Genomic DNA, 25,439 nt, shown 5'->3' with positions numbered 1-25,439 from the left:
CTACGAAAGGAACGCCCTTGCGAGCAAGGTGCTAGAAGCTAGCGTGCTGTAGATCACTAGGCCGAGATACATCGCCCGACCGGGAGCTGGGATCCGCAGGGAAGACACATGAAGACCTGCCAGCAGAATGAAGGCCATGACCACGAGCGGCGAGAAGACATTTTCGGGTAGCCATGCGCGGACGAGAAAGAATAGGGCAAGGATCGGCAGGTCGTATGACAGGGGAACGCCGGTAAAGTTGCCATTCGAAAGACCATAGCTGTTGAAGTAGCTGAGCCTAATCGACCCGGCGAGGAGCATGAGCGGAACGATCAGTAATGAAGCAAGGCTGTCCTCCAACAACGCGAGGATCACTACGCTTGGCAGAACGGCGCCATAGATAATATCGGAGAACCCATCAAGGCTCTTGCCGATAGCGGCGACATCAGGGGAACGCCCAGGCGTTTTTCTTGCCAGAATCCCATCGAGCTGATCTGCGAGCATCGCCCAAAGACCGATCGCCGTGGCGGCCTCTATATGTCCTCGGAGTGCTAAATACAGGGCCACGCCAGATGAGAGAATGCCGAAGGAAGTGACTGCGTTGGCGGGATCGATAAGGTAACGAAGCATCTCGGTTCTCCAGGACCAGGTTGTCAGCACGCGAAATCGCTGACGAAACATCGCCTCCACAATGCCCAGGTCGTTCTCGTTTTCGGTCTCGTTCCATTTGAGATCGTCACACTTGCCGGCCGCAATCTGCGGGCCTTCTGCTGATTGAGGCTGGATAGCAGTTCCTCTGTGTAGGGCTCGATGGCACAAACCCTGAAGATGTTGTGGTGGAGGGACGATCGTGCGGCGCAGGTGAGAAGGCATCACCTCAATCCTTCGATGAGTTCTGTGCGAACATGGGCCTTACAATGGCTGGCGAGACCGCCTGCGAAAAGGCCTTCGGCAATCCGCAAATCGGTTTCGCTGTCGATCTCGAACCAACGGGTACCGGAGCAGTCGACCGCCGAGAGTGCAAGTTCCCCGCGATCGATCAAGCTCGCTAGGATTTCTTCGACATAGGCCTTAATGGCGCCCACCTGGATGGCTCGTCGCAACGCCGTCACCAACGAGGTGCGCGAGGTCGCGGCTGAAAATGCGGTGACATTGATGGTTTTAAAGAGGCTACGCGCTTGCGCGGCTTGAGGCGTCTGGTTCATGATGAACGTCGTCACTTGGCCATTGGCGTCGAGGTTCACCGCTGAGCCGCTCATGTCTGCGGTAAACGAGGCGACGGCTGCAAGATTCTGGTCAGCCGACGAACGAGTGTGGAGCGTACGTTTCAGTACCTCACTCTCAAAAAAGACATCGCCCTCGATTAACACTGTGTCGCCGGAAAGAAGTGTGTCGCGCGCCAGCCACAACGAGTAAGCGCTGCCCGTGCGATCAAAGATGGGATTGGTGACATAGGCAATGTCAACATCTTTAAACCGATGGCCGCAAGCCTCTCGGATCGCCTCCTGCTTGTAGCCGACAACGATCGTCGCCTCGCGCACGCAGTGGTCGGAGAGCTGGTTCAGGGTGTTGTGAAGGATCGGCGTTCCAAGCACCTCTACAAGCGGCTTTGGCACAAGGTCCGTATAGGGGCGAAGACGGGAGCCAAGACCCGCCGCCAAGATCACCGCCTGCTTTATTTTTGTCATTTTTTGTTCTCCGCTTTGGGCGACTGGAATCAGGCGGCGGACTGACGATTTTTCAATGAATTGAGCGTCGCGACCACCTTCTCGAGCGCGGGGATCAACCGCTCGGGCGGGGCGCCAAACGAAAGACGTAGGCCGTTCGGGTCGCCAAAGGTTGATCCGGCAACAGAGGCCACACCGGCCGCTTCAAGCAGAACCCGCGAAATGTCGTTCGCGCTTCGGAATGAGCTGCCGGCGGGTAGTTTCGCAAGTAGTCCGCTCAGATCGAGATAGAAGAAGAACGATCCATCGGCCCGAGGCACATCAACATCGACAAGCCCTAGCAGTATCTTGAGGCCGTCCTGGCGCGTTTTCGCTAGCCGTTCGTGCATCTCTCGCTCGAATGTCCCGTCCGAAACACAAAGGTGATGCAAGATCGCGTGCTGAGCGATCACATTGGCATTTGAGGTCGTATGGCTCTGCAGCTTCTTTGCTGCAGAAACAATTTCCGGAGGTGCAGCGAAGTACCCGAGACGCCATCCTGTGATCGCGAGTTCTTTCGAGAAGGCGTTGACGAGAACCGTCCGCGAGCGGATGCCGGGGTGACTCGTGACGATCGATTCGTGTCCTTGATCGCTGAAAACGAAGTTCGAATAGCATTCGTCCGAAACGATCCACAGTTTGTAGCCAATGGCCAGGTCGCCGATCGCTCGCAAGGTCGCCCGGTCATAAACGGCGCCCGTCGGATTGTTCGGCGAATTGAGAATAATTGCCTTCGTTCGCGACGAGACGACTGCACGAATGCTTTCGATCGACGGAATGTAGTCGGGCGCCTTCACATCAACGAATACCGGCTTGGCGCCAGCAAGCAGCACCTGCGACGGAAATGTCGGCCAGCATGGGCGGAAGATGATGACTTCGTCGCCGGGATCGAGAATCGCAAAAGCCGCATCGAGTAGAGCTTGCTTCGCTCCGTTGGTGACGGCGATATTCTCGGCAGTCCATGCAACGCGCGTATTCTTCGTCAGCTTTTCGGCAATGGCCCCCCGCAACGGCGAGATACCAATCGAGTCGGTGTATCGGTTGGTCCCGGCCTCGATCGCCGCGATGGCGCCTTCTCGTACCGTTCTCGGCGGCGCGATGATCACCTCGCCGGCGGCAAGATCGACAATCTGCCTTCCGGTTGCTGCGGCAACTTTGGCCGCGTCGCGAGCCGCTGCCGTGCCCGATCCCGAGAGTAGAGTCATCCTTTGCGCGAGCATGCGCGCCTCCTTACAGCCATTTTTATTGGCGGTACCGTTTCTCGGGCGGACAGGCGTCCGCCAGCGCCGTCACCCAGGCTTTGGCAGATAGCGATCCTCGGCCGATGCCAATTCGTCATAACGCAGGAGATCTAACACCTCGTCGAGCGTGGCGACCTCAGGCTCAATCCCGGCAATGCTCTCCTCGGCGACGATGCGACCGCAGACTGCACGCATACTGGCGACCGCAGCGCGCATCGCATGATTGGCCCAGATCACCGTCGAGATGGCTGCCTTCCGGTAAGTATCGACCGGCGTACGGTAATACTTCGTCGGCACGATTACGATCGGCAGCTGGTTCCATTGCTGCGCGAAGGCCAGGATTTCGTGAGCATCGCTCTTGCCCGAATGGATCAGAACCGCATCCGCGCCGGCGTCCGCGTAGGCGTCCGCACGCAGCAGCGCCTCGTCGAGGCCATAGCCGGCGATCAGCGCCTCAATCCGGGCGACTAGAACGAGATCGTTCCCGGTCGCATCTTTCACCGCCTTCAGTCGCCCGGAGAACTCGCTCACATCGGCGAGCGGATGGCGGCTGCCGACGAAGGAGTTCATCTTTGGAAATGTCTTGTCTTCCAGGCAGACGCCGGCGGCGCCGCGCTGCAGGAGTTTCGTCGCCAGCAGGCGCGCATTGTTGAAATTGCCGAAGCCGGTATCGCCGTCGACAAGGATTGGTAGCCCGCTTGCATCGGCCATCCGTTCCACAACGCCAACCAGGTCGGTCCAGCTCGCCTCGTTCGCATCGCGATAACCGAGCGCCGACGAGATCGAAAGGCCGGAAGCCCAAAGGCCTTTGAAGCCCGCCTGTGCGGCGATCGCCGACGAAATTCCGTCATGCGCCTCCATGAGAAACGTGAGGTCACTCGACAGCATCAACTCGAGGAGCGTTGTCGTCGGATCCTCAAGAGGACCTACCGGTTTGGGAATGTAAACTGTCTGGTTCACTGCATTCCTCCTGATGAAAACTCAGAATGAATGTGTTCGTGGAGTATAGCAATAGCAAAAACTCAGAGTCCTAATATATTTCAGGCCATATTAACGAATATCAAGAAAATTATTATATACTACACGCGGTATGTCTTGATATATCCAAGAATATTTCAAAAAATATATCGGACAACGGCGCCTATATGCAGGCTGGAACCCAGTTTCGCCGGTGGACCAGGGCAATCCTGCGCAGCCAAACTGTTCCTCCGCCGTGACCGATGCTCAGGCGAATGACCACGCGCTGGGTAGGCCGCCCGTACCGGCGCACTTGAAGCGCGATAAGCGCCTGGTCGTGATGTTGACGCATGACGAAATGGAAAGGCTTGCATCCGCCGCTCGGGCCGCAGGAACGGCAACGTTGAGCGATTGGATTCGCGATGTGCTGCTAGCGGCGGCTAAAGCGTAGTTCCCGCTCAAAATCGCTCTGTAGGAGGCCGATTTCCACCGTCCGGCATCGTGCCGGCAAGAGACACCGGGAAAGACTTGCCGAAGCGTTTTCCCGCTGTGGGGACGCTCATGGGTGGTCGATCTAGTTACTGGCTCTCGTGTTGAAATCTCTTACCGCATCGTTGTAGTCGGATGTGGCCTGTTCAACCGCGTTGCGCGCACGTCTCGCAACATCCTCCGCCTCTTCCGCAGCTTTCCGAGCGGCCTCATTGGCTTCATCGACTTCTCGCTGCTTGCAACTGATGAAGTCTTCGATTTCCGACTTGTATGTCTCCATGTCGCTCTTGCAGCTGTTAAACTCCCATTCGTCTTGGAAGCTTCCATAACCATCGGCACAGGATGGAGCGCTCGGCTCTGAGCAATAGGCCCATGCGCCCGAGCTAGCCAGCGAGGAAATTGCGAGCGTCATCAGAAACGCTGATGCAGTGATTTTGCTTTTCATTGCCCCTCCAAATGCGCCCGAGGGTATCAACGAACGGAAAACAAAAGGCTAAAGCCGCGGGTCGTATTGATTCGACCTCACCGTTTCCGGTTTGGTTAAAATTCGATCAGCGCGTACATTGGGGGCACATGGTCCCCCAACCAGTGCTGTTGACCACGGATGTGCTGGCATCGGTATGGGGGACAACGAGAGGGTCGGGCTTGCCCCGGCGTTTTTGTTGGATCGCGCTGAGGGCCCTAGTTGTATGCCTTGCGCCATCCGGCTTCACGAGCCGCCTCCTCGGAGCAGAACCACCGCTCCCCGTGGAGGTAACTGACGCGCGTCTGGCTGTAATATTCCTGTCCTGGGAGATGGTAGATCCGCTCTCCACTGTTTTGGCTGATGTTGCCTTTGATGTCGCAACCGGGGATCAGCGGCACGTATTCAGAAACGCCAAAGAGAGCAATTGCTGCAGGAATGGCGATGCGGGGAATCCGACTGCTCTTCCTGCGCGGTCGTGATCTCTGCGGCGCTGGCGGTGGTCGACGACGTCGAATGAGGCCTGACACCGTAAAATAGGCAGGCACTCCAACAAGAATGCCGGCCAGCAGACTGAGAACCGTCGCTTGGTCGAGAACATCACCCAGGAAAGCCATGGAAGACCCGCCCCTCCTCAACACTCTTCCCACAATGTCTGAACTCGCAATGAAATCAAATACTCCGTTTGGGCGGTGCCCTAATCCTTGACTGCAACCGGCGCCGTGCGACCCTTCAAGACTTGGTTGTATTGAGTAGGGGGGCAATCCATGGATCTTTCCACCGCAGAGCAAATCCTCATTGAGCAACGCGTCACCAACGAAGCAAAATCCATTGGGGTGGCCTATCTGCTTTGGCTCTTCTTCGGTGGCCTGGGAGCTCACCGATTCTATATCGGCCGGATCGGGTCAGGGCTGGCGATATTGGCGCTTATGGTCGTGGGTGTGTTGCTCTCGCCCTCTCCCGTGTGACATAGCCACCTTTCGCGACGATCGCCTCGACAGTATCGCGGACGACGGCCGGCGTCTTGGTCTTGGACAGGATCAACAGACCGGTCGCCTGAACGTTGTCGAGCATCGCTTCATTGTCGCCATAGAGCCTGGCAACACGCATGTAGACGTTCGCCGTGGTCTCGACCACCTCGCATTGCGTTTGAAGCCATGGTTTGAATTCGCCTCGAGGAAGCTTCGCCTTCATGATCAGCGCTTCGTTGCCGGGCCACCGTTGTTGGCGCCGCTGCCGAGATCCTGGAAGCGTCCGATGATCTCATAAGGGACGGCGCTGAAGCGATCGAGGAAGATACCGATATCCCGCTCCTGAGGCTCGAGACCGAGCCCGGACTTGCCCTGGCCCTCGGTCGACACGCGGGTGTAGACGACATATCGCAGCATGGCTTTTCCCCTCCGCCTTGCGGGATATTCTCACGATGCTGGAGAAAGCGGCTCGCGATTTGGGGTTTTTTGTTTCTCCCCGTCTTGCACGCTCACGATGCGCTCGCCCACGCTTTCCCGCGTGGGAACTGAAGGAGCCGCTTTAGATCGTGTTGAGAAGGCTGAGGGAGCAAATCCGAATCTGGCGCGTGGAACGGCAAATTGAACAGTCCCGCCGTCACCATGAGGAGAAGTGGGCAAAGCTAAGCCGCGAGGGACAATCTGTGTATGTTGTTCATAGCCACGAGCACGGCGCATGGTTTGAGTATTCGATCCTTCAGGAAGAGATTGAGCAGATCAGGACTCGACAGCTGCTTCGGCAAGCCTCCCGCTACGCGAGCTTGTAAAGATCGAGTGGCCTTCGCGTTAGGTTACATCGAGCGCCCCGCCGGATCGAAGTGGTGCTTGCTTGGTCCCAATTGTGCGCCTTAAATGGAAACGCGGCACCGTTGGAAGCGATGCACATGGTGGTGGATCGAGGTCACTCTCCTTTCGCTCACCGCTTGCGATCTGACTGTTCCCACCTGGTTATGAGAAGCCTGCCACGAAGTTTCTTACATGTGCAGACGGCCTCGTTTTAGAGGACGTTGAGAACGGGAGAGCATCGGATGTGGCTATGCGAAAAGTTGGCCGAGTGTCGTGGAACCGAAATACAGAAGCTTTCTGTCGACCCCCCAACGCGCGGAAAAACTGAAGCAGCTTACGACGCGGTGCTTCAATTGCTCAGGAGCTGTACACTCCTGCCAGGCCAACATTTAAGAGAAAAGGAACTCGCGTCCAAACTCAATGTAGGTCGAACTCCCTTGCGTGAAGCACTTATCCGACTTGCTGCGGAAGGGAAGGTCTTATCCCTTTCCAAGAAGGGCTATTTCACGTTGCCTCTGGTCGAGTGGGCGCTGTTAGACTCTTATGCCGTAGGGCGCAATGCTCTCACTCTTGCACTATCCCATACAAGCGCTGACCGCGTTTATCGCACTGTCCCCTGTGATGAACTGTCTGCTGCCGAACTTGCAATTCGAACAGAGGCAGCATTCATGGAAATTGGTCAAGGAGCATCGAATTGCGAGGCTTGTCTGATCGTTGAGAAATTCTGTTTTTGCTCCCACCCTTTACGGATGGAAATGGCCGCGTCTGAATATGCCGCTACCCTCAGAACAAGTCTCGCAACTCTAACAGACGCGATGGCGATGCTTGGCAGGGAAACGAGCCTCGTGAAATCCGCACTGATGAATCACCTCGATTTAGAACAGCGAGCTATACCGCATGCTATTCAAGAAATAGGCAAGAAGAAGATGGCAGGCCTCTCGTTTAGTGCGGGCAGTTTGTGAGCTAGTCCTACATATTGAAGAATGCAGCTCCTGAACAAGTCCTGGTGAAGATGCCTTAAGCGCGCGCAAGTTCACCACCATGCGCATGGATGGCGCCATAGGAGGGGCTGCTTCGAGCGAAAGTCTTTTCGCCCATCACCTGATGTGGCTGAATTCCGTCAAATCCTCACTCGCCCGGTGGACGAGCCTCGCGCCAGACTCGTCGGTCAGCGCCGTCTAGCCGCCGGGAATTAGCCGAGATCGTGATGTCCTCCAAGGCTGCAGGATCGTCGCCGGGGCGTCGATTTGTTCACGGCTTCTTTCGAGATGACGAGTTTCACGCGTTCTCCACCGATCTTACGGACGCTATTAGGCTCCTGATCACCGGCAGGACCCGAGGTGAACCGTCGCATGGGGCGGGCGGGGTCTGCCCGCCCGCAACGCACCGAATCGGGCGAACGTCATTTCCGAAGACCGAATCGGCGCGAAATCGGAGATGCCGTAGGAACATTTCCGTCAACAAGTTATTGATTAATACACACTAGTGTGTATCTATGCTGTTATGAGGAGCGGCGACATAATTGCAGCATTGCAGGAGGATGGTTGGTGCGAGGTTGCCCGAAAGGGCAGCCATGTTCAATTTAAGCATCCAGAGAAGCCAGGCCGGGTCACCGTTCCTCATCCGAAGAGGGATTTGCCAACAGGCACCCTTAGGAGCATTGAAAAGCAATCCGGCCTAAGACTGAGGTAACGACCATGCGCAACTACATCGGATTGATCCACAAGGATGCCGAGAGCGACTACGGTGTTTCCTTCCCCGATTTTCCTGGCGTCGTAACTGCTGGCACAGACCTCGATAACGCTCGGGCCATGGCTGAAGAGGCCTTGTCCTTGCATATCGAAGGTCTCGTCGAGGATGGTGAAGCGATTCCGGAGCCGTCTTCCCTTGAAGCAGTTATGGCCGACCCTGAGAACAGGGACGGTGTGGCAATTCTCGTGGCGGTGAAGACCGAAGCCAAAAAGGCTGTTCGCGTCAACGTTACGCTTCCGGAAGATGTCCTCGAGGAGATCGATGCGTTCGCGGAAGCTCATGGCTTGACGCGCTCGGGGTTCTTGGCTCGTGCTGCCAAGCACGAGATCGAGCAGATGAACGACGACTACAACTACGCGGAAGAGCGTCTGTCGGCTTAGAAGTGGACTCCGAGAGGGCGACGGGACGGGTTTCCCGAGCCATGGGTCCCCATTTCGTTTGGGAGGAAGTGTCTGCCCTATAGGCAATAAAAACGCCGCCGAAGGGGGGTGCAAGAGCTTGTCCGAGAACATCCCGTTACTGGCCACTTGTTTCGGAGGAGGAACTGGCCTGGCTTCCAGATTTGCTCTTCTCCATAGAGATCCGCTTGCCAAAAGCTCCCTCAGATGAAGATGCTCCGCGGGTTGAAATACGCTCGCCCGGCCGCGGCATTCGCCTTGATCTGGTCTTCGGTGTGCGCCACGGAAGCGATCGCGGCAACGGGGATGCGGGCGACCGGCAAAAGGCGTTCGAATAGCCAGAGCGGATGCAGAAATAACCAAGGTTCGGGGAACGAGGCGTGCTAGGAGCCTCGGAAATGGCGTGCTCACCGGTTTGTAAACACTACATTCTAAAGATGCCATAATGTGGTGTCTCGATGGGAGCATTGAGCGAAGCACTCACGGCGATTGCGAGCGCGGTTCTGGTGTCGACAGGATCAAGAATCCCGTCGTCCCAGATTTCAGAGGTTGCGTAGTAAGCGCTCGATCGCTTCCTATATTCTTCCAAAATCGACTGTCTGGTGGCTTCGTAATCCTGCGCCGATAACGGCCTATCATCGACCGCCAGTTGCTTTGCTTTGACATCTGTCAGCACTCGCGTCGCCTGATCGGCACCCATGGCTGAAATCTGAGCCTGCGGCCATGTGAACAGAAAACGCGGATCGAAAGCGCGTCCTGCCATGGCGAAGGTCCCCGCACCGTGAGAGTGGTTACAAATGACGGTGAATTTGGGCACCGCCGCTCCAGACACGGCCATGAGTAGCTTGGCGCCGTTTTTGGTAATGCCACGCCGCTCGTATTCCCTGCCGACCATGAAGCCCGTGATGTTCTGCAGGAATAAGAGGGGCGTCCGATTCATATCGCACAATTGGATGAAATGAGCGCCCTTCAGCGCACTGTCGTCGAACAGCACGCCATTGTTCGCCAGAACGCCGATTTGGTATCCATGAAGGCGCGCGAATCCGCACACCAGAGACCGGCCGTAGCGCGGCTGGTATTCATGGAACCTGCTGCCATCGACCAGGCGCGCGAGAATCTCCCGCATATCGAAGTGCACTCGAGGGTCTCTTGGAATTATGCCGTACAGTTCCGACGCATCATAGGCGGGCGGCTCCGGAGCGACTCGATCGATCGAGGCCTTCTCGGGATGTTTGAAACGGGCAACTATGTCGCGCGCAATCGCGATCGCGTGCATCTCTGAGTCCGCGAGATGGTCGGCCGTTCCCGATACACTGGTTTGCATGTCAGCACCGCCGAGCTCGTCGACAGACACGTGCTGGCCAGTCGCAACTTGCACGACCGATGGACCGCCCAGAAATATCGCTCCGCTTCCCTGGACGATAACGTTGTACTCGCTAAGCGCAGGAACGTAGGCCCCTCCTGCAATGCACTGTCCCACCACAAGAGCGACCTGCGGCACGCCCATCTTCGAGAGAATGGATTGGTTGCGGAAGATTCTGCCCGCGTGGTGGCGATCCGCGAAGAATTCCGCCTGCAGAGGCAGAAATCCACCGCCGCAGTCGCAAAGATGAACGACGGGCAGACGATTTTCGATTGCTATATCCAAGGATCGGACGATCTTCTTGACGGACAGCGGATACCATGCACCACCCTTCACGCTCGAGTCATCAGCGTGAACAATCACTTCGCGTCCCGCGACGATGCCGATGCCGACGACTTGCGCTGCGCTTGGCACCTCTCCGTCGTAAGCCGCGTTCGCAGCCAGGGTCGAAAGTTCGAGGAAAGGAGTTTCTGGATCGAGCAGAGCCTCGACCCGGTCACGAACAAAAAGCTTGTTTTGTCGCCGTAGGCGCTCGCGATCGCGCTCGGGACGCTCTAAACGGACCGCACGCTGGCGCTCCTTTAATTCGGCCGCGAGTCTTCTGTTGTGGAGCTCGTTGAGGCGAAATTCTCGCGAGTTCACATCAATGAGTGAAGCGAGGCGCTGCATCTCAATGCCCTTCCTCTGTGATTGTAACTAGTACCGCGCCATGCTCGAAGCTCTCGCCTTCGTTAAAGTGAATTCGGTCGACCACCCCGTCCTGTGGGGAGCGTATGACGCTTTCCAGCTTCATGCTCTCGATCACCATCAGCGCGGTGCCTGCGGAAATTTGGTCGCCAGCCGAAACCGACGTTTGAACGACGACTCCTGGCATAGGCGCGCGCGCCACGAGAAGACCTGCATCCTTTTTGACGAGAGCGTGGGCTGACAATGGGTCGCGGTAGCGCAGAACGCGCGTTCTGCCGCGAATATGCAAATGAATTGTGTCACCATCGACGGCGAACCTGACCGGCTCGCTCGCGCCCGCTACGGTAAGAAGGCCGCAGCCGTCGCCCTGATGGGAGAGGTCGAGTGATGCAAGTACTTCGTCGCCGAAATGGAGGCGATATCCCTGCTGCCAGCGTGAAAGCCACAACTGATAATCTACGCCTTCAAGCTCGAAAACGTGGTTCACGCGTTTCTCCAGCCGCCCAGAGAGGCGTGAAGCTCAGGTACGGCATCTGCCGAATCTCGGACCGGTCTCGTCAGGAGAGCGGCGGCTGCCAGGAAGGTCGACAAGTCGGACGCGGAGTCGCAGGCGGTCAGCTGCGGATTTTCGTCGAGATATCCAGTATGAACCTGTCCCCTTAGAAATTGCTCGTCGGCAAGGACGCAGGCGAGAAAGCTCGCGTTTGTTTCGCAGCCGAGGAGCACCAGCTCCTGCATCGCGCGTTGGGCCGTTAGCGCAGCCTCATTACGCGTGCTCGAATGGACGATCACCTTTGCCAACAGGGAATCGAAGGCTGTCGTTATCTGCTGACCTTGCGAGATGCCACTGTCGATCCGTAGGCCTGGACCGCTGGGATAGTCGAGCACCAGTACCTTCCCCGTCGTGGGAGCAAAGCCGCGTTCAGGAGCTTCGGCATACACTCTCGCTTCGATTGAGTGTCCTGTCGACACGATATCTGGCTGTGAAAATCTAAGCTCGTAGCCTCCGGCGACATAGAGCTGTTCGGCGACAATATCGATGCCAGTGATCATTTCGGTGACGGGATGCTCCACCTGCAGGCGCGTATTCATCTCGAGGAAATAGAACTCTCCTCCGTGAACGATGAATTCCACAGTGCCGGCATTTCGATAGTTAGCGGCGCGAGCGATGCTCACGGCAGTTTCGCAGATTCTCTCGCGCAACCCCGGGGAAAGCGTCGACGCGGGCGCCTCCTCGATGACCTTCTGAAATCTGCGTTGGACCGAGCATTCCCGCTCGAACAAATGAACGACGTTTCCGAAGCAGTCGCCGAGCAGCTGCACTTCGATATGCCGTGGCTTTTCGATGTATCGTTCGATGTAGAGCCGGCCATCCCCGAAGTAGCGCTGCGCCTCACTGCGTGCCTGCGCAATGGCGTCTTCCAAGGTGTCGAGGTCGCGGACGATCCGCATGCCCTTGCCGCCGCCGCCGGCCGATGCTTTCACCAGCAAAGGCCCTTCAATGGATCGCGCCCTCTGGATGAACGATGCTGGGTCATCTTCTTCGATCGCTGACGGTACGACCGGAAATCCGTTCCGCTGAACGAAGTTGCGGGCCTGAATTTTGTCGCCCATCAAGTGGATGATCTCAGGAGTGGGCCCGACGAAGGCGAACCCAGACTCGACCACCGCCCTCGCGAAATCCGCATTCTCTGATAGGAATCCATAGCCTGGGTGAATCGCCCCGGCGCTCGCCTCGCGGGCGGCAGCAATGATTTGTGCGGTATCAAGATGGGCCGCGACTGGCATGCGACCGATTATGGGAATCGCCATGTCGGCCATTGAGACCGCCGGCGCTCCGGCATCCAGATCGTGGTACACAACTGCGGAGCGCAGTTCCAGCTCGCGCAGGGTCTTGATGATGCGTACGGCTATCTCGCCTCTATTGGCGATCAGAACTGTATCAAAGGGTAAATTTCGCATTCGCCTATCTGTCTAACCTTAGAGCTGAATTAGCATTCCCGTTTTCGCGGGCGCCTGGTACTGCCCTCAACCTCCCTTATCGCTTACCGCAAATCTCCCATGGAGGGGCGGAGTCAAAATTGATCCCCCGTTGTCACAACCTCCCTTTGGTCGATGCTTTGATGGCAGCGGTAGCGTCATCCGCAGCATACCGAAGCCGGCCGGCCATCGCTGAGCAGCGGCAATGCCTCAATAGCGTAAGCAACGAGCCCACTTGGGCGCGACACTTTCGGTTGGTGTAATGCCCTCCCTGGTGGGCACATGGACAGCAGAGACGGAGCGCGCCTGTTCCATAGGTGCCATTTCGCATGCGTATTTCACTTGCGCCTGTTGGCATGAGCCTTCTCTCGATCAGGCTGGTACCGGAGACATCGAACGAGTCGAATACCGGTTCCACCCCTACTTTCAAACCACCATCACCACTTCGGACCTGGAGCTATTTAGTATAACCTCATTGACTTCCGAAAAGTTGCGTCGTTAGGAAAGTAGTACTTGGACTAATAGCCGAAAATAGGTTGCGCTTCACGCCAATTTCTCAGTATTGTCATCTGACAATGAGTCGTTCTCTGCTCTCTTCAACAATCGTCTGTCTGATTCATCGGTGTGTAAGATCAATGATACTCTCCTATACTTGTAAACCAACTGCGGAAGCTATACTGGGAGACGCTGTAAGGCCACACTTATTGTGTCCCGTGACACTTTTTTGGGTATCTGCATGCTGATGAAATCACCTTGGGAGCCTTGGATCGCACCCGGCGATGAGCCCGTGTACCAGCGCTTGGCGGCCGCAATCGCGGAGGATCTGGTCAATGGCAAAATCGCTCCCGGATCCCGCCTGCCGGCGCAGAGGGACCTGAGCTACCGACTGGGAGTGGGGCTAGGCACCGTGACAAAGGCCTACGGGCTCTTGGCGCGCCAAGGCCTTGCCTCATCCTTCCACGGACGCGGAATGTTCGCGACGAACAAAATCCTGACCACCAGAAAAATGGTCGATCTGAGCTCAAATGTGCCTCCGAACGTCATTTCGGAGAAACTGCTGAGCGGGACGTTGGCCTCGCTTGCCACAACCATTGACGCTGACACCTACAGAGCGTGCACCTTCCCAAAGGGAACCCTCGATCAACGTATGACGGTTGCGGGATGGCTTCAGCACTATTGCGTCTCGGCCGACGCCGAACGCATGATCTTTTGCAATGGCGGTCAACATGCTCTTTCGACGGTGCTGACCGCACTGGTCGCTCCGGACATTTGCTTAGCAACTGACGAGTTGCCGTTTCCCGGGCTCGTGAGGATTTCACATTTGCTCGGCATGGAGCTGGTCGGAATTGACACTGATCCAGAAGGCCTTCTCCCAGAAGCCCTCGAGCGGATCGCATGCGAGGTCGCTTCGAGGAAGAAGCGCCTCGTGCTGTTCACCAACCCAACCGCGCAGAATCCAACCGGCAGGACGATGTCGCGGTCACGGATCAAGGACATTGCCGTCATTTGCCAGCGCCGAGACATATTGATAATCGAAGACGACGTGTACGCATCCTTCGCAGCGCATGATCGCATTTGCTTTCTCGATCTAGCGCCTGAACGAACCTACTACATAAACAGCTTCGCGACACTGTTCACACCGGGGCTGCGCCTTGGTGTTCTGATTGCTCCATCTCATCAGCTGGACAACTTAGTGCGCGTGCTCCGCGCCCAAGGTGCAACTGACTCTCCAATATCCAGGCTTATCGTACACAAATGGATAGCGGATGGGGTGGCATCACATATCTCGAGAACCACAAGCGCGGAAGCGGCTGTTCGCAACAAGGTAGCAGCTTCAATCTTCTCCTCGATAAGCGATGCGTGGATCGGCAGCGGGTTCCACATGTTTCTGTCGATGCGCCACTCTGCGGCAGTCGCACTCGCCAGCGCAGCCCGCGAACGCGGGATAATGGTCACCGATCCCGCGGTCTCTCTGTCGGACGGAAATGATCAAAGCGGCATTCGCCTTTGCCTGGGTGGTCCTACGCGCCTCGAACTTAGCGCAGCATTAAGGGAGATTGCTGCTCTACAAGTTCAACTGGGGCAGGGGACGATGGCGACGACAAAAGGCCTAGGGGACAACCTGAATGCGTAAGGTGGGCCCGAACAAAAAGGGGCGTTTGCATGCTTAAGCCTCCTTTTGTTTCTCTCCCGATTGCCTGGCTGGCCACAAACGTCTTGTGTTCGAATCTGGCATGTCAATTGAGCGTACCAACAGCTTGCTTTGCGGGAGTTGAAGACAACCTAGCCAAGCTGAAGAACCACCCGTACCTCAATCGCTCGAAAGGGTTGTGTGGCCTTAACCGCGTCGGAAAAGTCTCATGCGGCTCCAGACAGAAGGGATAGGTGACAATGGATCTCTGCACACTGATTGACCGCAATGCGGCGTTTTCTCCAAACAAGCCCGCAATTCACTTCCAGGGCGAGACCTTGAGCTATGCCGCTTTGCGCGGACGCATCGAGCAAACCGCGCGCGCCCTGAACAAAGAGCTCGGGGTCATTAAAGGCGACCGCGTCGCCATCCTCAGCCTCAACCGGCCTGAATATCTAATTCTTCTCTATGCCTGTGCGCGTCTTGGCGCGATTATGCTGCCTTTGAATTGGCGGCTGGCGCCGGCTGAGCAGCTCTTCATCTTGTCCAATGCCGGAGCAAAGGTATTAGTGGTCGAGCAGGCCTTCAACGCGCTTCTGCCGTGTCTGTCACAAACACTGCCCGACACCTCGGTCGTCGGCCTGGACTTCACGCCCCCTCGCGGGAGCACATGGGGTAAGCTGTTAGACCAAGGCAGCGACGATAGCCGCAACTCACATGCTGACTTGAGCTGCCCGCTTCTGATCATCTACACTTCCGGCACTACCGGGCGGCCGAAAGGCGCGGTCCTCCGACAAGAAGCATTGCTCTGGAACGGGGTGATGAGTCAGCACATGCATGCTCTGACGTCGGAAGATCATGTGTTGTCGGTATTGCCGTTCTTTCACGTGGGCGGGCTTAACATTCAGACCACTCCGGCTTTGCACCATGGTGCGACGGTCACTATCCATTCCCGATTTGCGGCAGACGCGACACTTGCTGCATTTGAGCGTGATCGGCCAACGCTGACGGCATTGGTACCGACGGCCATCCAGGCATTGACCGACCACGCCGCATGGTCGACCGCCGACCTGTCTTCCTTGAAGGCTGTTTCGACCGGCTCGACGATCGTGTCTCAGGCCCTCATCGAACGCGTTACCGCCCGTGGGGTACCGGTCCTGCAGGTCTATGGCTCTACAGAAACGTGTCCCATCGCTATCTATACGAGGCTTGGGGGTGACCTCTCGCGCCGCGAGTCCACTGGCCTGCCGGGCCTATGCTGCGAGGCGACGATCATCGATGACGCCGGCAAGGAGTTGCCGGCGGGTGCCCCAGGCGAAATCGCAGTGCGTGGCCCGAATGTCTTCTGTGAATACTGGGGCGATCAACAAGCGACCCGCGAGGCACTGCGTGACGGCTGGTATCGCACTGGCGACATCGGGCACTGCGATGCCGACGGCCATTTTCAAGTCCGCGATCGCAAAAAGAACGTCATCATTTCCGGCGGAGAAAACATCTATCCGGCCGAAGTCGAGCGTGTGCTCGGGGAGCACCCTGATGTCGAGGAATGCGCCATTGTCGGTCGGCCTGATTCGCACTGGGGCGAGGTGCCGGTCGCCTACGTGGTCAGGCGGGCGGGGGCACGGATCGAAGCGGAAGCACTGGCGGCGCATGTGCAGCCGCAGGTCGCCCGCTTCAAGGTCCCGCGGGAGTTCATTTTCACGAGCGAATTGCCGCGAACAGCGTTGGGCAAGATTCAGCACTCGATTTTGAGAGAGCTTGAAGCGCAATCCGGTGAACGAGAAGGCAGCAACTGATGACCGGGGCGTCAAGGGAAGTGGGCATCATTTGCGGTTGCCAGTGGACTGCCATTCAACATGCGCCAAACCGTGTGCTCAACGATGAGCAACGGGAGTTCGCAAAGACTTGCCGGACTGCTCGATCGCATCCAAGGCGCAGGCGAGGGCTTCCAGCGGTCGAAAACGCCCAGCAGGCTGTCGGCAAAAATGGCTTCCGAGCCGATCGATCTAGCAATGATTTGAGCCTTGGCCGAGAAGATGGTCTTCGGCTCGTTAGGGATTTTGCCGCCAAGGTAAATCTTCCGATCATCATCAGGGGTGACGACCTTGTTGAGGCTGACCAGGTGCCCGAGTCAAAGCCGGCGCCCGCGATTACGTCACCAAGCCCTTCGGGTCGAAAAGGCTCTTGTAGAGACAAGGATCCTCAGTTCATGTTGAGTACGGGAGATAGTCGCTGGCCGCGCGTCCCAATGCCCGGCCGAACGGCGGTTGAAGGTACAGGGCTGCAGCGGGATCGCAGTCCACGTTTTTCGAGGTAGGAACACTATGAAATCACCGTGGAGATTTCTTGTTCAATTGTCGTCGCGGCGACAACCGGCGAAAGTGCAAGAGAATTCGGTTACGAATGACGCTGATCCCGAGGGTCTCGAAAACGAAGCGGAAAACAAGTCGGCACTTCCGTCCGATAATCCAACAGAAGCTTCCAGCGCACCTGATCAGGATGCACACGGCCCGATTGATCAAGTGTCGATGTTGTCGAATAAGCCGACAAGCGACCCCAATCTCACGCAGGCAATGAGCTCGCCGATTGATATCCAAGAGGCTGAAACCCCTGCGCCGAGTGAAGCGCAGCGTTCGGGGCGCCAGCGGAAGGCATCGGTGTCGAAAAGCGAAAAAGGCAAAACGCCCGAAAGAAAACCGCGGATCGAGCGTCGAGAGCGTTCGAAGAGAGCGCGCGCCCAGGTGGTTGCGCGAAGCGCGGTCGCCACAAATGAAGCGCAAGGCGTACAACCCTCGTCTTCCGGGGATCCTTTCTTCAACGAAGCGGCAATCCTCGACGAGGAAATCAAAGAGCTGCGACTACGGCTGGCTCAAAAACTCTATCTGCAGAACGTTCAGCTCAAAAAGATGCTTGAGCGTTTCGACGTTTCGTGAGCTCGCGTCACCTAACACTGGACCAGGGAGATGCTGCAGGACGTCAGCCGCCGAACGGGCGGAATTGCGCGTGCTTGGCAATTAGCGTGTCGGCGCCACGAGCGAGGACATCGGCTAGTCGGCCTGTGGATCGACATCGTCAACCTTGGCGTCATGATCAGAATCGCCGTGAAGACAGCGGCTCGAGCGGCCTTTTCGCTTCCGACGCCGATTTTACAATTCGATAATTCCGAGGGTTGCTGCTTTTATAGCGGCAACCGTTCTACTGGTGACATCCAGTTTTCGCAATACCTTCTTCATGTGGAAATTCACCGTGTTCTCTGAAATCCCCAGAATAACTCCTATATCCCAAGACGATTTCCCTCTTGCCGCCCACAGAAGACACTCTTGCTCCCTGAGAGAAAGGTTAGGAGCTTTCTGAATACAACGCGAATTCACGATCCGCGCGAGTCTCAGATGGAAATGTAACGCGGCAACTTGCAAGTAGGTGATTGTTTGGTTTTGGAGTTCTCGGCAGGAGGGTCGAGCAAAGCTCATGATGGAGAAGCCGCCGCCGGGGCCGTGCAATGGAACACTGATGCCCGACTTTAGACCAAACGTTGCGGCCTCGTCGAAAAAGCGCCGTTCCGCTTCCGTTGTGCTTACGCCGTTGTACACCTCACTCCATCGAAAGGCGCCCAACTCTTTTCGACTCCTTTTGATGATGGGATCAATGCTGTCATAACCTGTACGGACATAATGTTCCTGCCATTCATCAGGATAGCTCATGAGGGACGGCGCCCGTCGGGACTTCAGGATCTGGTCGGCTGAATGGGAACTATAGGCAACCCACGGGCACTCATACTGAAGGGCAAAAGCCGATAGCAGGTCGAACAGTTGCTCGGATCGAGCAACACCGTCAGTCTGATCTAGAAATCGGCCGAGTTCGCCCGGAAACGCCTCCTTGGCTGCGTCGAACGAATGCATCGACGGGACCAACGAGAGCTGATTGGATACTATACCCCTCGGCCCTCGAACCTGAGAGAGCGTAGTCATCCGAGGGCGTTCCATAGCTCCTCCACACCTTCATGCCCCGCAAACTGTCACTGAAGCACAAGCTACGACTGCAGCGACTGCGGCTAGTGCATCGTCGCCGATAGACAGCATCGCCAAACAGTAACGATGCGGATCCGAGTAATGCGCGGTTCTCTGGTGAACCGCGTCGAAGGACTTTCAAAGGTCGTGCCAACCTCGCAAAAAGAACATCGGAAAAACTCTTCTCCATCTTAGTCAATGACTTAACGAGGTTGCAGCAAGAGTCAGGTTGACATCACAATGTCGCAGACCCGACAAACCCGCCATAAGGCAGCAGCCATTAGATGTTGGTCCCGGATCTTGATGGTGCAGTCTTCTCGAGGTTGGATAGTTTCGCGTGGGGCAAATCCCCACATGGAAGCCCCACGACGACAGAGGCGATACGCGGGGCGATCAAAATAGTCGAGCAGCCTGAGGGTTCTTGCGAAGCGGGCCAACGCGAAGATGAACTTAGACCGCTAACCTGGTGATAGGTCCGAAAGAGCCCAGCTCCGTGGTTCTGTCGGTCGAGGAGGAAGCGGAGATGGTCGCTTTCCGGCGTTACACGCTGCTGCCCTAGGACAAACTGCCTCTACGCGATGCAGCCGACCATTCCGCATCTACCCGCCCACCAACTGCCTCGTTGTCTCCAGCGCGACGTCTTTTCTAAGCTTGCCAATCGAATGCGACAAACCTGCCCGAAAGAAGTTCAAAGCGTGTCGGTCGTCCCCTGGTCAAGGAAAGCGATGGCGGCCCGGCACGTCATTTGGGCAAATGCCTTCGAAAATGCTTGCATCAAGGGCGATATCGAACACCGAAGACGACAAGAGCGATCATGGGGCCACAGTCAAATGATACGAATACGAACGCCATGATCAGTCGCGTCAGCACCTCGCCGGTTCGTCTCAGCCACAACTTCTCTCGCCGCCTTAAGACCCTCAGAGGCCACGTGCGAGTGCATCGGCAAATGGTGGACAAAAGACCGCGAGAAAAAGTGCTTAGTCACATCAGGCAGCATGTAAGCCGCCAGGGCGCTAAGCCGCTGTAGGCTTGGTAGCCCTCTTAGCCTGAGAAGATCGCTTTGCATAAGATCAACAAAGCTACAGTCCGGTAACCACAATCTTCGTGACTGTCGAATTTCGCTTCCCCTTGTGTGTAGGGAATCAGCGATTGTGTTGCCGCCATGGACGGGAGGCGCTGGACCTCCGGCCATATTGCGAACGCCGCGAGCCTTCGCTGCGGTCAAGTTGTCGCGTGCGGCAAAGCCGCCATCAGCCGCCTGGCGTGGGCCTGGTCAGAGAAGGCGATGTGGCGCTCCAGGCACCAACCAATCGCTATCGGCTGCTGGATTGCCAGCCGCCACCACCAGACCGAGGATCATGCCGCTCTGGCCGGCGGTCAGGTTGAGCTTATGGCCGTATCCGATGTCGCGACTGCCGTTGACGATGATATCGGTATGGGCTCGAATATGCCGACCAGCTTCTCACCCGTAGGCACAGTTTCGCCGACTAGGACGCGCCGCTCGCTCTGGGTGATGATGCGTTCGATCAACGGCCGATAGTGACGTGCCTCGATCTGCTATCGTTCAATAGAAAAAGGCCTGGTCGCGACAGCCAGGCGGTCGCCGGCCTGGCCAGATCGGCGGCCAAAGTCGTGCGGGCCGTTTCGATCAGCTCGAGCAGAGTTGGATACGGTTGGGCCGACCGCTTGTGAACTGAATCTGTGGGCGCGCTTCTTGGCCGCGGCGACTGTTTTTGGCCGTCAAGCGGTCTGCCAGGGTTTTTGGTCCCGGATCATGGCGTTGATGAGTATGAGCAGTTTGCGCACGGTGCCGACGGCGACGAGGCGGTCGCGGAGTGCCGTGAGGGTGAGGGTTGTGGCGGATGGCGGCGAGAGCCATCAGGAACAGCGCCGCGCGCACGGAACTGCGCCCATCTCCGATGAAGCTCTTCCCGCGCCACTTGCCCCACTGACCGGCGAAGGGTGCCAGCCCTGCGAGCGCCGCGACCTGACGGCGGTCGAGGCTCCCGAGTTCCGGAAGTTCGGCGAGCAAGATTCTCGCCACCGTCGGCCCCATGCCGGGCATGGAGATGAGCGGCTTCTCCCTGATCTGCCACAGCGGCGACTTGCGGATGTAGCCGTCGATATCGGCGTCGATCGCTTCCAGCTCGCGCTTCAGCGCGGCAAGCAGCCGCCTGATGCTCTTGAGGGCCTGACGGCTGCTCGCCGTGCGCAGACGGTTCTGCTCGGCCATGATCACTTGGACGATCTGTCGCCGACGGGCGACGAGGTCGGCCAGCGCGCGGGTCGTTGCCGTGGGCAACGGCCGCAACTGCGGCCGCACGGCGGTGCCGTAGGCGGCGATTACCGCCGCGTCGATCGGATCGGCGCGCTTGCCGAGCGCCTCGGCGAAGGCGCGCACCTGCGCCGGATTGACCACGACCACCGGCAGACCCGCCGCCGCCAAGGCCGCCACCGCGAGCCGCTCGAGGCCGCACGTGGCCTCCAGTGCGATCCGCTCCGGTGAAAGCCGGAAGAGTCTTTCCCGCAGTTCGGCAATGCCAGCATCATCATTGCCAACCCGGAAGTGCTCGCCTGTCGGCAGCACGTGCACGTCCAACCAGTCCTGCGAAACGTCGGCCCCTACGGAAGTCGCGTCCATTTTCCCCATCCTTGCCTAAATCGGGCTTCGCTTGCGGGCCGGGGCGACTGTTCGGGTCGATGGAACGGCGGACGAAGGCCCAGCTCTGCCAGGCGACTAAAGAAGCGAGATCGTGAACTGTGTTGAACACGATTGCCCGCGTGCGTTGCGCCTTCCATGCTCAGGTTTGGGCGGTCAAGGAGACCAGCCGCGATCTGCATGTCTCGCCCAACATCGGTGCAAGATACTGCGCTCCGATGAGACCTCCTTCAGCTTCTTGGCGCTAACTGCTGCAGACGGCCGAGCATGTGTCGTGCCAAACAAGAAAATTCTCTAAAAACAGCCGCTTCGGTTGGGTATAGCGGTGCACGATCATGACACGAACGTAGGAAGCCCGACGTAACTCTGCCGTCTTTCCGACAGGCGATTCGGTCGCCTTCCGGTTCTGAAAAGCAGCATTGGGTAATCCGAAGGCCAATTAGTGATAACGGTCGAGTAGCTATGTCATTCGGCTTTGCCCGCAGAGATCCGGTGGCGGATTTCCCGCACCCGGCTCTTCCCGAGAGTAACCCGCGTCATATCCGAACCTGCGCCCAAGTTCGAGTGATGTGTGGGATGCTGGCAGCGTTAAGCGTACGGTCAGGATTTCAAATTCCAACCAACTCAACGCCGGCTTTTCTGACCTCGTCGCCTCAAGCGGCGGAACCATATGCGGCGGTTTGCTGATAGAACCCTTTCAGTGCGGGACAGTTATGCGGCCTCCGTAGTAACCGTAGCTTCTTCGAACCCATAACGAAGTCGTCGGCACAGCGCACGATCACAAATGCGGTCATTGCGACGAGCCCATTGATCCCAGGATCAAGGATGTAGTGCAAGAATGTTGGCGAGGAACGGACTGATGCCCGCCCTTGCGGAGTGCCCTGTCAGTCTCATACGCCTCGCCGCTCTCCAGAATTCCGGTCCACAGCCATAGTTTTATTAAGTTGCAGGGATAACGGGGATCTCAAACCTGCTGATTTTCGACGGCTGTGATGCGCCCGTCCATGGCAGCAGTGGACGGAAGGGGGCCGAGCAGCCTGACCGGGGCGTTGCCGGGCGGGTGGCATACGCAGATCGGCCTCTAACATACCGGATGCGAGCCATTGATCGTAGGCCGGGCTACTGCAGAGCCTATGGTGAGACAACGAAGTGGGCGACTGAAGCTTGGCAACACAGAAATCGCCTCGGATGGCGCAATGGCGCGGAGGCGCTGACAGCGATCAGAAGCGGTGAGGTTCGTTGATCCTTGCTGCTGGGCGCAGTAGCGTCCGGGATGGGAGCCGCTCCTTTGACCCATCTCCCGCATCGCACGGGGTGGAGCTCACCGACTAAGGGCATCAAGTTTGGAAATTGGAACACGGGAACTTTGTCTGCCCAGCACGAAACTGGACTCGCCGCGACGGCTGGAGATGGACGACCCCAAGGGCGGAGCTTTCGTAGTAGTCGGGGTGCGGGAAGCCACGCATAAGGCGAGGGGAAGCCGGAGGACGGTAGACTTGCACGACGGAGAAGCGATCTGTGGACATGGATCACCAGGCCGACAAGGCCTGGGTACTCAGCGTTCAACGCAAACTCTATCAGTGCAGTAAGGCAAATCCTGAAGACACGTTGACATGTGGGGTTGGGTCACCGACCTGCGCACGCTGCGCCACGCCTGGCGGCGTGTAGCTCGAACCGAGGCGGGCCGCACAGCCGGGATCGACGGGATGACCGTAGGTCCATTCGGAATGGGGTCGGTGAGCACCGCTTCCTCGTAGGGCCACAGGCGGAATTGCGCTGCGGCGTATCGGCCCAGTCCTGCGGGGCGCAAGTTCATCTCAAAGACCAGTAAACCACGGCAATTCCGGCCGCCTGGGCAATGATTGCCTTGGCAAGCAGGGAGAGAATGGGGCTGAGCGAGAGGTGCCGACAAGCCTGTTTGAATAACTCTTCTGTTTTTGCCCGCCGATCGAAACGTCGGGATCCTGTCTGTCCGGGTGTTGATGTCCAGTTTTTGTGAATCGATGGCGGGATAATGGGTGCATGTAATCGTGAATGAGTCCTCCGATCGCCAGCAGGTTGTCCCACCTTTGCGTTAGGCAGACTTTTCTCTGCCCACGACCATTTTGCGATAGCGTAGCGGCGAGACCCGGTGAAACGCCTTGAACGCCGTTTGAGAAGTTGTTGCTGTTCTCCCCAAGGACTCTGCGACCTTGGCGACCCTTTCGTGCCCGCTTTGCAAGCGCGCGGCGGCCAAGGTCATCCGGCAGTGCCGTAACCAAGTCATTGGGCCGCAGTTAAAGGATGTCTCGAAGCGGTCCACGAGCGTTGTCTTCTTGGTCCGGAGCGTGCGACCCAATTTGCTTAGCGTGATCCGCTGGTCGACCCGCTGCGCCAGCAGATCGCGCGAGGCCTGCACCACTGGATCGGCTGAGAAGAATGCGGCGCCGAACGCCGCCCGATTTCGGCGACGCAGGCGGTAAGTCTGCTCAGAACGTCCTGCTCTATCGGCAGCCACAGCAGGTAGTCAGAGTACCTGCTGGAGAAAACTGCCCTTCGGTCCAGGCTCCCTTCAGCAACCAAGGCTAGTTGCACTAGGTCGGCTGAGAGCTTCGCTCGACCGTGCTTGTTTTGCGCCGTGTCTCGACAAGTGACGATGACGTTTTGCGCGGAGTGTCGCAGCCCCAACAAACGGTGATCAACGATATCGATCTGCGGCAGAGAGCTCGCGACTTCTGCCAACAACATAGGTGTGAGCGGATCCGACCCAAGATAAGCGGCCAGAATGGATGCATGCACCTCGGGACCACCCCGAGGATGTGGCCCACCAACGGCATAAGGCGCCGCACGGCGGTCGACGAGGGGAGACTTAGCTTTTGTGGTTTAGTTTGTTAATAAGCACATGTTTGGCGGATTGCCGGAACCTCTTGCTTCAAATCCTCGCTCGAAATAGCTCATCAGCACTTCGGCGGACTCGAAACGGATGCCCAATGACCGCTGCTTGGCCAGATAAACCTCAATGAAATTTCTCAGCATCATTGCAGCCCTCCCAGGTCGATTGCACTAACCTCGCGAAGGGCTGCCAAGTTCACCTTGGCGTGGATACTGGTTGTCGCCGCGCTACGGTGCCCCAAGTGGTCCCGGATCTCCCTTATCGACAGACCTTCGGCAAGAACACGGGAGGCGCAGGCATGGCTACCGCGTGCCCCGGCGATGGGGCCCTTCGAGTCCCGGCGCGACATCTGTGGTTCGCTCCATCATGGATGCTCCCCGCTTCAACGGCCGACGGGCGCTTGCATGCAGAGGAAGACTTCCGGGCTCTACGACGACGGCCGCACCGTGTCGATGTAGCGGGCGAGCGCCTCAGCAACAGACGAAACAACGGATAAATCTCCGGCGGGCGGCGCTTGAGACAGAGAAGCCGTGGGTTCCGACGGGCCCAGTCGATCTGATCGAGGCGTAATGCTACTACTTCCCCGCTACGCATTTCCAATAGACCGCAACCGACAGCAGGATTGCACGATCGCGGGTGTCCCGCCGGTTTTCGGTCTCGGCATCGGCCAACACGCGCTGCATGTCTGCCCAGTTCGGCGCGTACTGCAGAGACTCCCGTGGTAGAGCCGGGGACGGGAAATCGATCCGGCCAGACTGCCTGCGCACATCCCCCGCTTTCCTGCGTAGCGCAGAAATCGGCACAGAGCCGAAGTGGTGTTGGCGATCGACACGCGGGACCATCGTCCCGTTGCCTGGACAAAATAAGCATCGATGTCCGTTGATCGGCGTGCTACAGGCACGATGGATTGAGGCAACTGAATACAGATTGCAACCCTCCGCCTCGCCAGAACGTGCCCATAG

At 57.7% G+C, this 25,439-nt stretch carries 21 protein-coding genes and 2 pseudogenes; 7 read left to right on the top strand and 16 right to left on the bottom strand.

Going from position 1 to position 25,439, the window contains the following annotated elements:
* The 6 genes from J2Z31_RS13020 to J2Z31_RS29235 all read right to left on the bottom strand — a co-directional run bounded on the left by J2Z31_RS13020 (nucleotide 1) and on the right by J2Z31_RS29235 (nucleotide 5,452).
* A complete protein-coding gene (locus J2Z31_RS13020; protein ID WP_234939429.1) occupies nucleotides 1-852 on the bottom strand; it encodes a CDP-alcohol phosphatidyltransferase family protein in 852 nt (283 codons plus the stop codon).
* Nucleotides 852-1,667 (bottom strand): phosphocholine cytidylyltransferase family protein, encoded by an 816-nt coding sequence (locus J2Z31_RS13015; protein WP_209602343.1) that lies wholly within the window; start codon nucleotides 1,665-1,667, stop codon nucleotides 852-854. The genes J2Z31_RS13020 and J2Z31_RS13015 overlap by 1 nt, the downstream gene beginning before the upstream one ends.
* A gap of 29 nt (nucleotides 1,668-1,696) precedes the next feature.
* Complete coding sequence (locus tag J2Z31_RS13010) at nucleotides 1,697-2,905, bottom strand: aminotransferase class I/II-fold pyridoxal phosphate-dependent enzyme (protein WP_209602342.1); 1,209 nt, start codon at nucleotides 2,903-2,905, stop codon at nucleotides 1,697-1,699.
* 69 nt (nucleotides 2,906-2,974) lie between these two features.
* A complete protein-coding gene (gene aepX / locus J2Z31_RS13005) occupies nucleotides 2,975-3,814 on the bottom strand; it encodes a phosphoenolpyruvate mutase (RefSeq protein WP_081160225.1) in 840 nt (279 codons plus the stop codon).
* A 643-nt stretch (nucleotides 3,815-4,457) separates the two neighbouring features.
* Nucleotides 4,458-4,817 carry a hypothetical protein gene (locus J2Z31_RS13000; protein ID WP_234939428.1) on the bottom strand — a complete coding sequence of 120 codons (360 nt, stop codon included), beginning with the start codon at nucleotides 4,815-4,817 and terminating at the stop codon, nucleotides 4,458-4,460.
* A gap of 236 nt (nucleotides 4,818-5,053) precedes the next feature.
* A complete protein-coding gene (locus J2Z31_RS29235; protein WP_234939427.1) occupies nucleotides 5,054-5,452 on the bottom strand; it encodes a sunset domain-containing protein in 399 nt (132 codons plus the stop codon).
* Nucleotides 5,453-5,602: 150 nt separating this feature from the next.
* Between J2Z31_RS29235 and J2Z31_RS12990 the strand changes: the two genes are divergently transcribed.
* Entirely contained in the window at nucleotides 5,603-5,803 is a 201-nt protein-coding gene (locus tag J2Z31_RS12990) for a TM2 domain-containing protein (RefSeq protein ID WP_209602341.1), read from the top strand.
* On the opposite strand, the gene J2Z31_RS12985 is transcribed toward J2Z31_RS12990, so the two are convergent.
* Together J2Z31_RS12985 and J2Z31_RS12980 are read right to left on the bottom strand one after the other, a co-directional pair.
* Nucleotides 5,763-6,029, bottom strand: coding sequence for a DUF3102 domain-containing protein (locus tag J2Z31_RS12985; RefSeq protein WP_209602340.1), 267 nt, complete (start codon nucleotides 6,027-6,029; stop codon nucleotides 5,763-5,765). The genes J2Z31_RS12990 and J2Z31_RS12985 overlap by 41 nt on opposite strands.
* 2 nt (nucleotides 6,030-6,031) lie before the next feature.
* Nucleotides 6,032-6,223, bottom strand: coding sequence for a recombinase family protein (locus tag J2Z31_RS12980; RefSeq protein WP_408022032.1), 192 nt, complete (start codon nucleotides 6,221-6,223; stop codon nucleotides 6,032-6,034).
* 647 nt (nucleotides 6,224-6,870) lie between these two features.
* Here J2Z31_RS12980 and J2Z31_RS12975 point away from each other — a divergent pair.
* The 3 genes from J2Z31_RS12975 (at nucleotide 6,871) to J2Z31_RS12965 (ending at nucleotide 8,760) form a co-directional block, all read left to right on the top strand.
* Nucleotides 6,871-7,590: a GntR family transcriptional regulator gene (locus J2Z31_RS12975; RefSeq protein WP_209602339.1), complete on the top strand. Its 720-nt coding sequence runs from the start codon at nucleotides 6,871-6,873 to the stop codon at nucleotides 7,588-7,590.
* 541 nt (nucleotides 7,591-8,131) lie between these two features.
* The gene (locus J2Z31_RS12970; protein ID WP_081160236.1) at nucleotides 8,132-8,320 is read left to right on the top strand and encodes a type II toxin-antitoxin system HicA family toxin; all 189 of its coding nucleotides are present in this window, start codon (nucleotides 8,132-8,134) and stop codon (nucleotides 8,318-8,320) included.
* A gap of 5 nt (nucleotides 8,321-8,325) precedes the next feature.
* On the top strand, nucleotides 8,326-8,760 hold the full coding sequence (locus J2Z31_RS12965; protein WP_209602338.1) for a type II toxin-antitoxin system HicB family antitoxin: 435 nt from the start codon (nucleotides 8,326-8,328) through the stop codon (nucleotides 8,758-8,760).
* 442 nt (nucleotides 8,761-9,202) lie between these two features.
* Here J2Z31_RS12965 and J2Z31_RS12960 read toward each other — a convergent pair whose 3' ends face one another.
* The 3 genes from J2Z31_RS12960 to J2Z31_RS12950 are packed head-to-tail and all read right to left on the bottom strand — an operon-like array spanning nucleotide 9,203 to nucleotide 12,790.
* Complete coding sequence (locus tag J2Z31_RS12960; RefSeq protein ID WP_209602337.1) at nucleotides 9,203-10,810, bottom strand: acyl-CoA carboxylase subunit beta; 1,608 nt, start codon at nucleotides 10,808-10,810, stop codon at nucleotides 9,203-9,205.
* 1 nt (nucleotide 10,811) lies between these two features.
* Nucleotides 10,812-11,315: an acetyl-CoA carboxylase biotin carboxyl carrier protein subunit gene (locus J2Z31_RS29770; protein ID WP_209602336.1), complete on the bottom strand. Its 504-nt coding sequence runs from the start codon at nucleotides 11,313-11,315 to the stop codon at nucleotides 10,812-10,814.
* Nucleotides 11,312-12,790, bottom strand: coding sequence for an acetyl-CoA carboxylase biotin carboxylase subunit (locus J2Z31_RS12950; protein WP_209602335.1), 1,479 nt, complete (start codon nucleotides 12,788-12,790; stop codon nucleotides 11,312-11,314). Before J2Z31_RS12950 ends, J2Z31_RS29770 begins: the two co-directional genes overlap by 4 nt.
* A gap of 754 nt (nucleotides 12,791-13,544) precedes the next feature.
* Here J2Z31_RS12950 and J2Z31_RS12945 point away from each other — a divergent pair.
* From J2Z31_RS12945 to J2Z31_RS12935, 3 genes are all read left to right on the top strand, one after another.
* Nucleotides 13,545-14,942: an aminotransferase-like domain-containing protein gene (locus J2Z31_RS12945; protein ID WP_209602334.1), complete on the top strand. Its 1,398-nt coding sequence runs from the start codon at nucleotides 13,545-13,547 to the stop codon at nucleotides 14,940-14,942.
* Nucleotides 14,943-15,199: 257 nt separating this feature from the next.
* Entirely contained in the window at nucleotides 15,200-16,735 is a 1,536-nt protein-coding gene (locus tag J2Z31_RS12940; protein WP_209602333.1) for a class I adenylate-forming enzyme family protein, read from the top strand.
* Nucleotides 16,736-17,263: 528 nt separating this feature from the next.
* On the top strand, nucleotides 17,264-17,872 hold the full coding sequence (locus tag J2Z31_RS12935) for a hypothetical protein (RefSeq protein WP_209602332.1): 609 nt from the start codon (nucleotides 17,264-17,266) through the stop codon (nucleotides 17,870-17,872).
* A 213-nt stretch (nucleotides 17,873-18,085) separates the two neighbouring features.
* Here the strand turns inward: J2Z31_RS12935 and J2Z31_RS12930 are convergent, their stop codons facing one another.
* From J2Z31_RS12930 to J2Z31_RS12910, 5 genes and pseudogenes are all read right to left on the bottom strand, one after another.
* The gene (locus tag J2Z31_RS12930; RefSeq protein ID WP_234939426.1) at nucleotides 18,086-18,838 is read right to left on the bottom strand and encodes a LuxR family transcriptional regulator; all 753 of its coding nucleotides are present in this window, start codon (nucleotides 18,836-18,838) and stop codon (nucleotides 18,086-18,088) included.
* A 1,294-nt stretch (nucleotides 18,839-20,132) separates the two neighbouring features.
* Nucleotides 20,133-20,668: pseudogene (locus J2Z31_RS29220) on the bottom strand (ISNCY family transposase); the annotation flags it as partial.
* Between the two features lie 18 nt (nucleotides 20,669-20,686).
* A pseudogene (locus tag J2Z31_RS12920) lies at nucleotides 20,687-21,587 on the bottom strand (IS110 family RNA-guided transposase).
* Between the two features lie 2,092 nt (nucleotides 21,588-23,679).
* Nucleotides 23,680-23,907, bottom strand: coding sequence for a helix-turn-helix domain-containing protein (locus J2Z31_RS29955; RefSeq protein ID WP_408022035.1), 228 nt, complete (start codon nucleotides 23,905-23,907; stop codon nucleotides 23,680-23,682).
* A gap of 560 nt (nucleotides 23,908-24,467) precedes the next feature.
* Entirely contained in the window at nucleotides 24,468-24,623 is a 156-nt protein-coding gene (locus tag J2Z31_RS12910) for a hypothetical protein (protein ID WP_209602328.1), read from the bottom strand.
* Between the last annotated feature and the right edge of the window lie 816 nt (nucleotides 24,624-25,439).

Source organism: Sinorhizobium kostiense, assembly GCF_017874595.1.
GTDB lineage: Bacteria > Pseudomonadota > Alphaproteobacteria > Rhizobiales > Rhizobiaceae > Sinorhizobium > Sinorhizobium kostiense.
The sequence above is the reverse complement of the archived record's forward strand: the minus strand, read 5'-3'. Positions and strand labels throughout refer to the sequence as shown.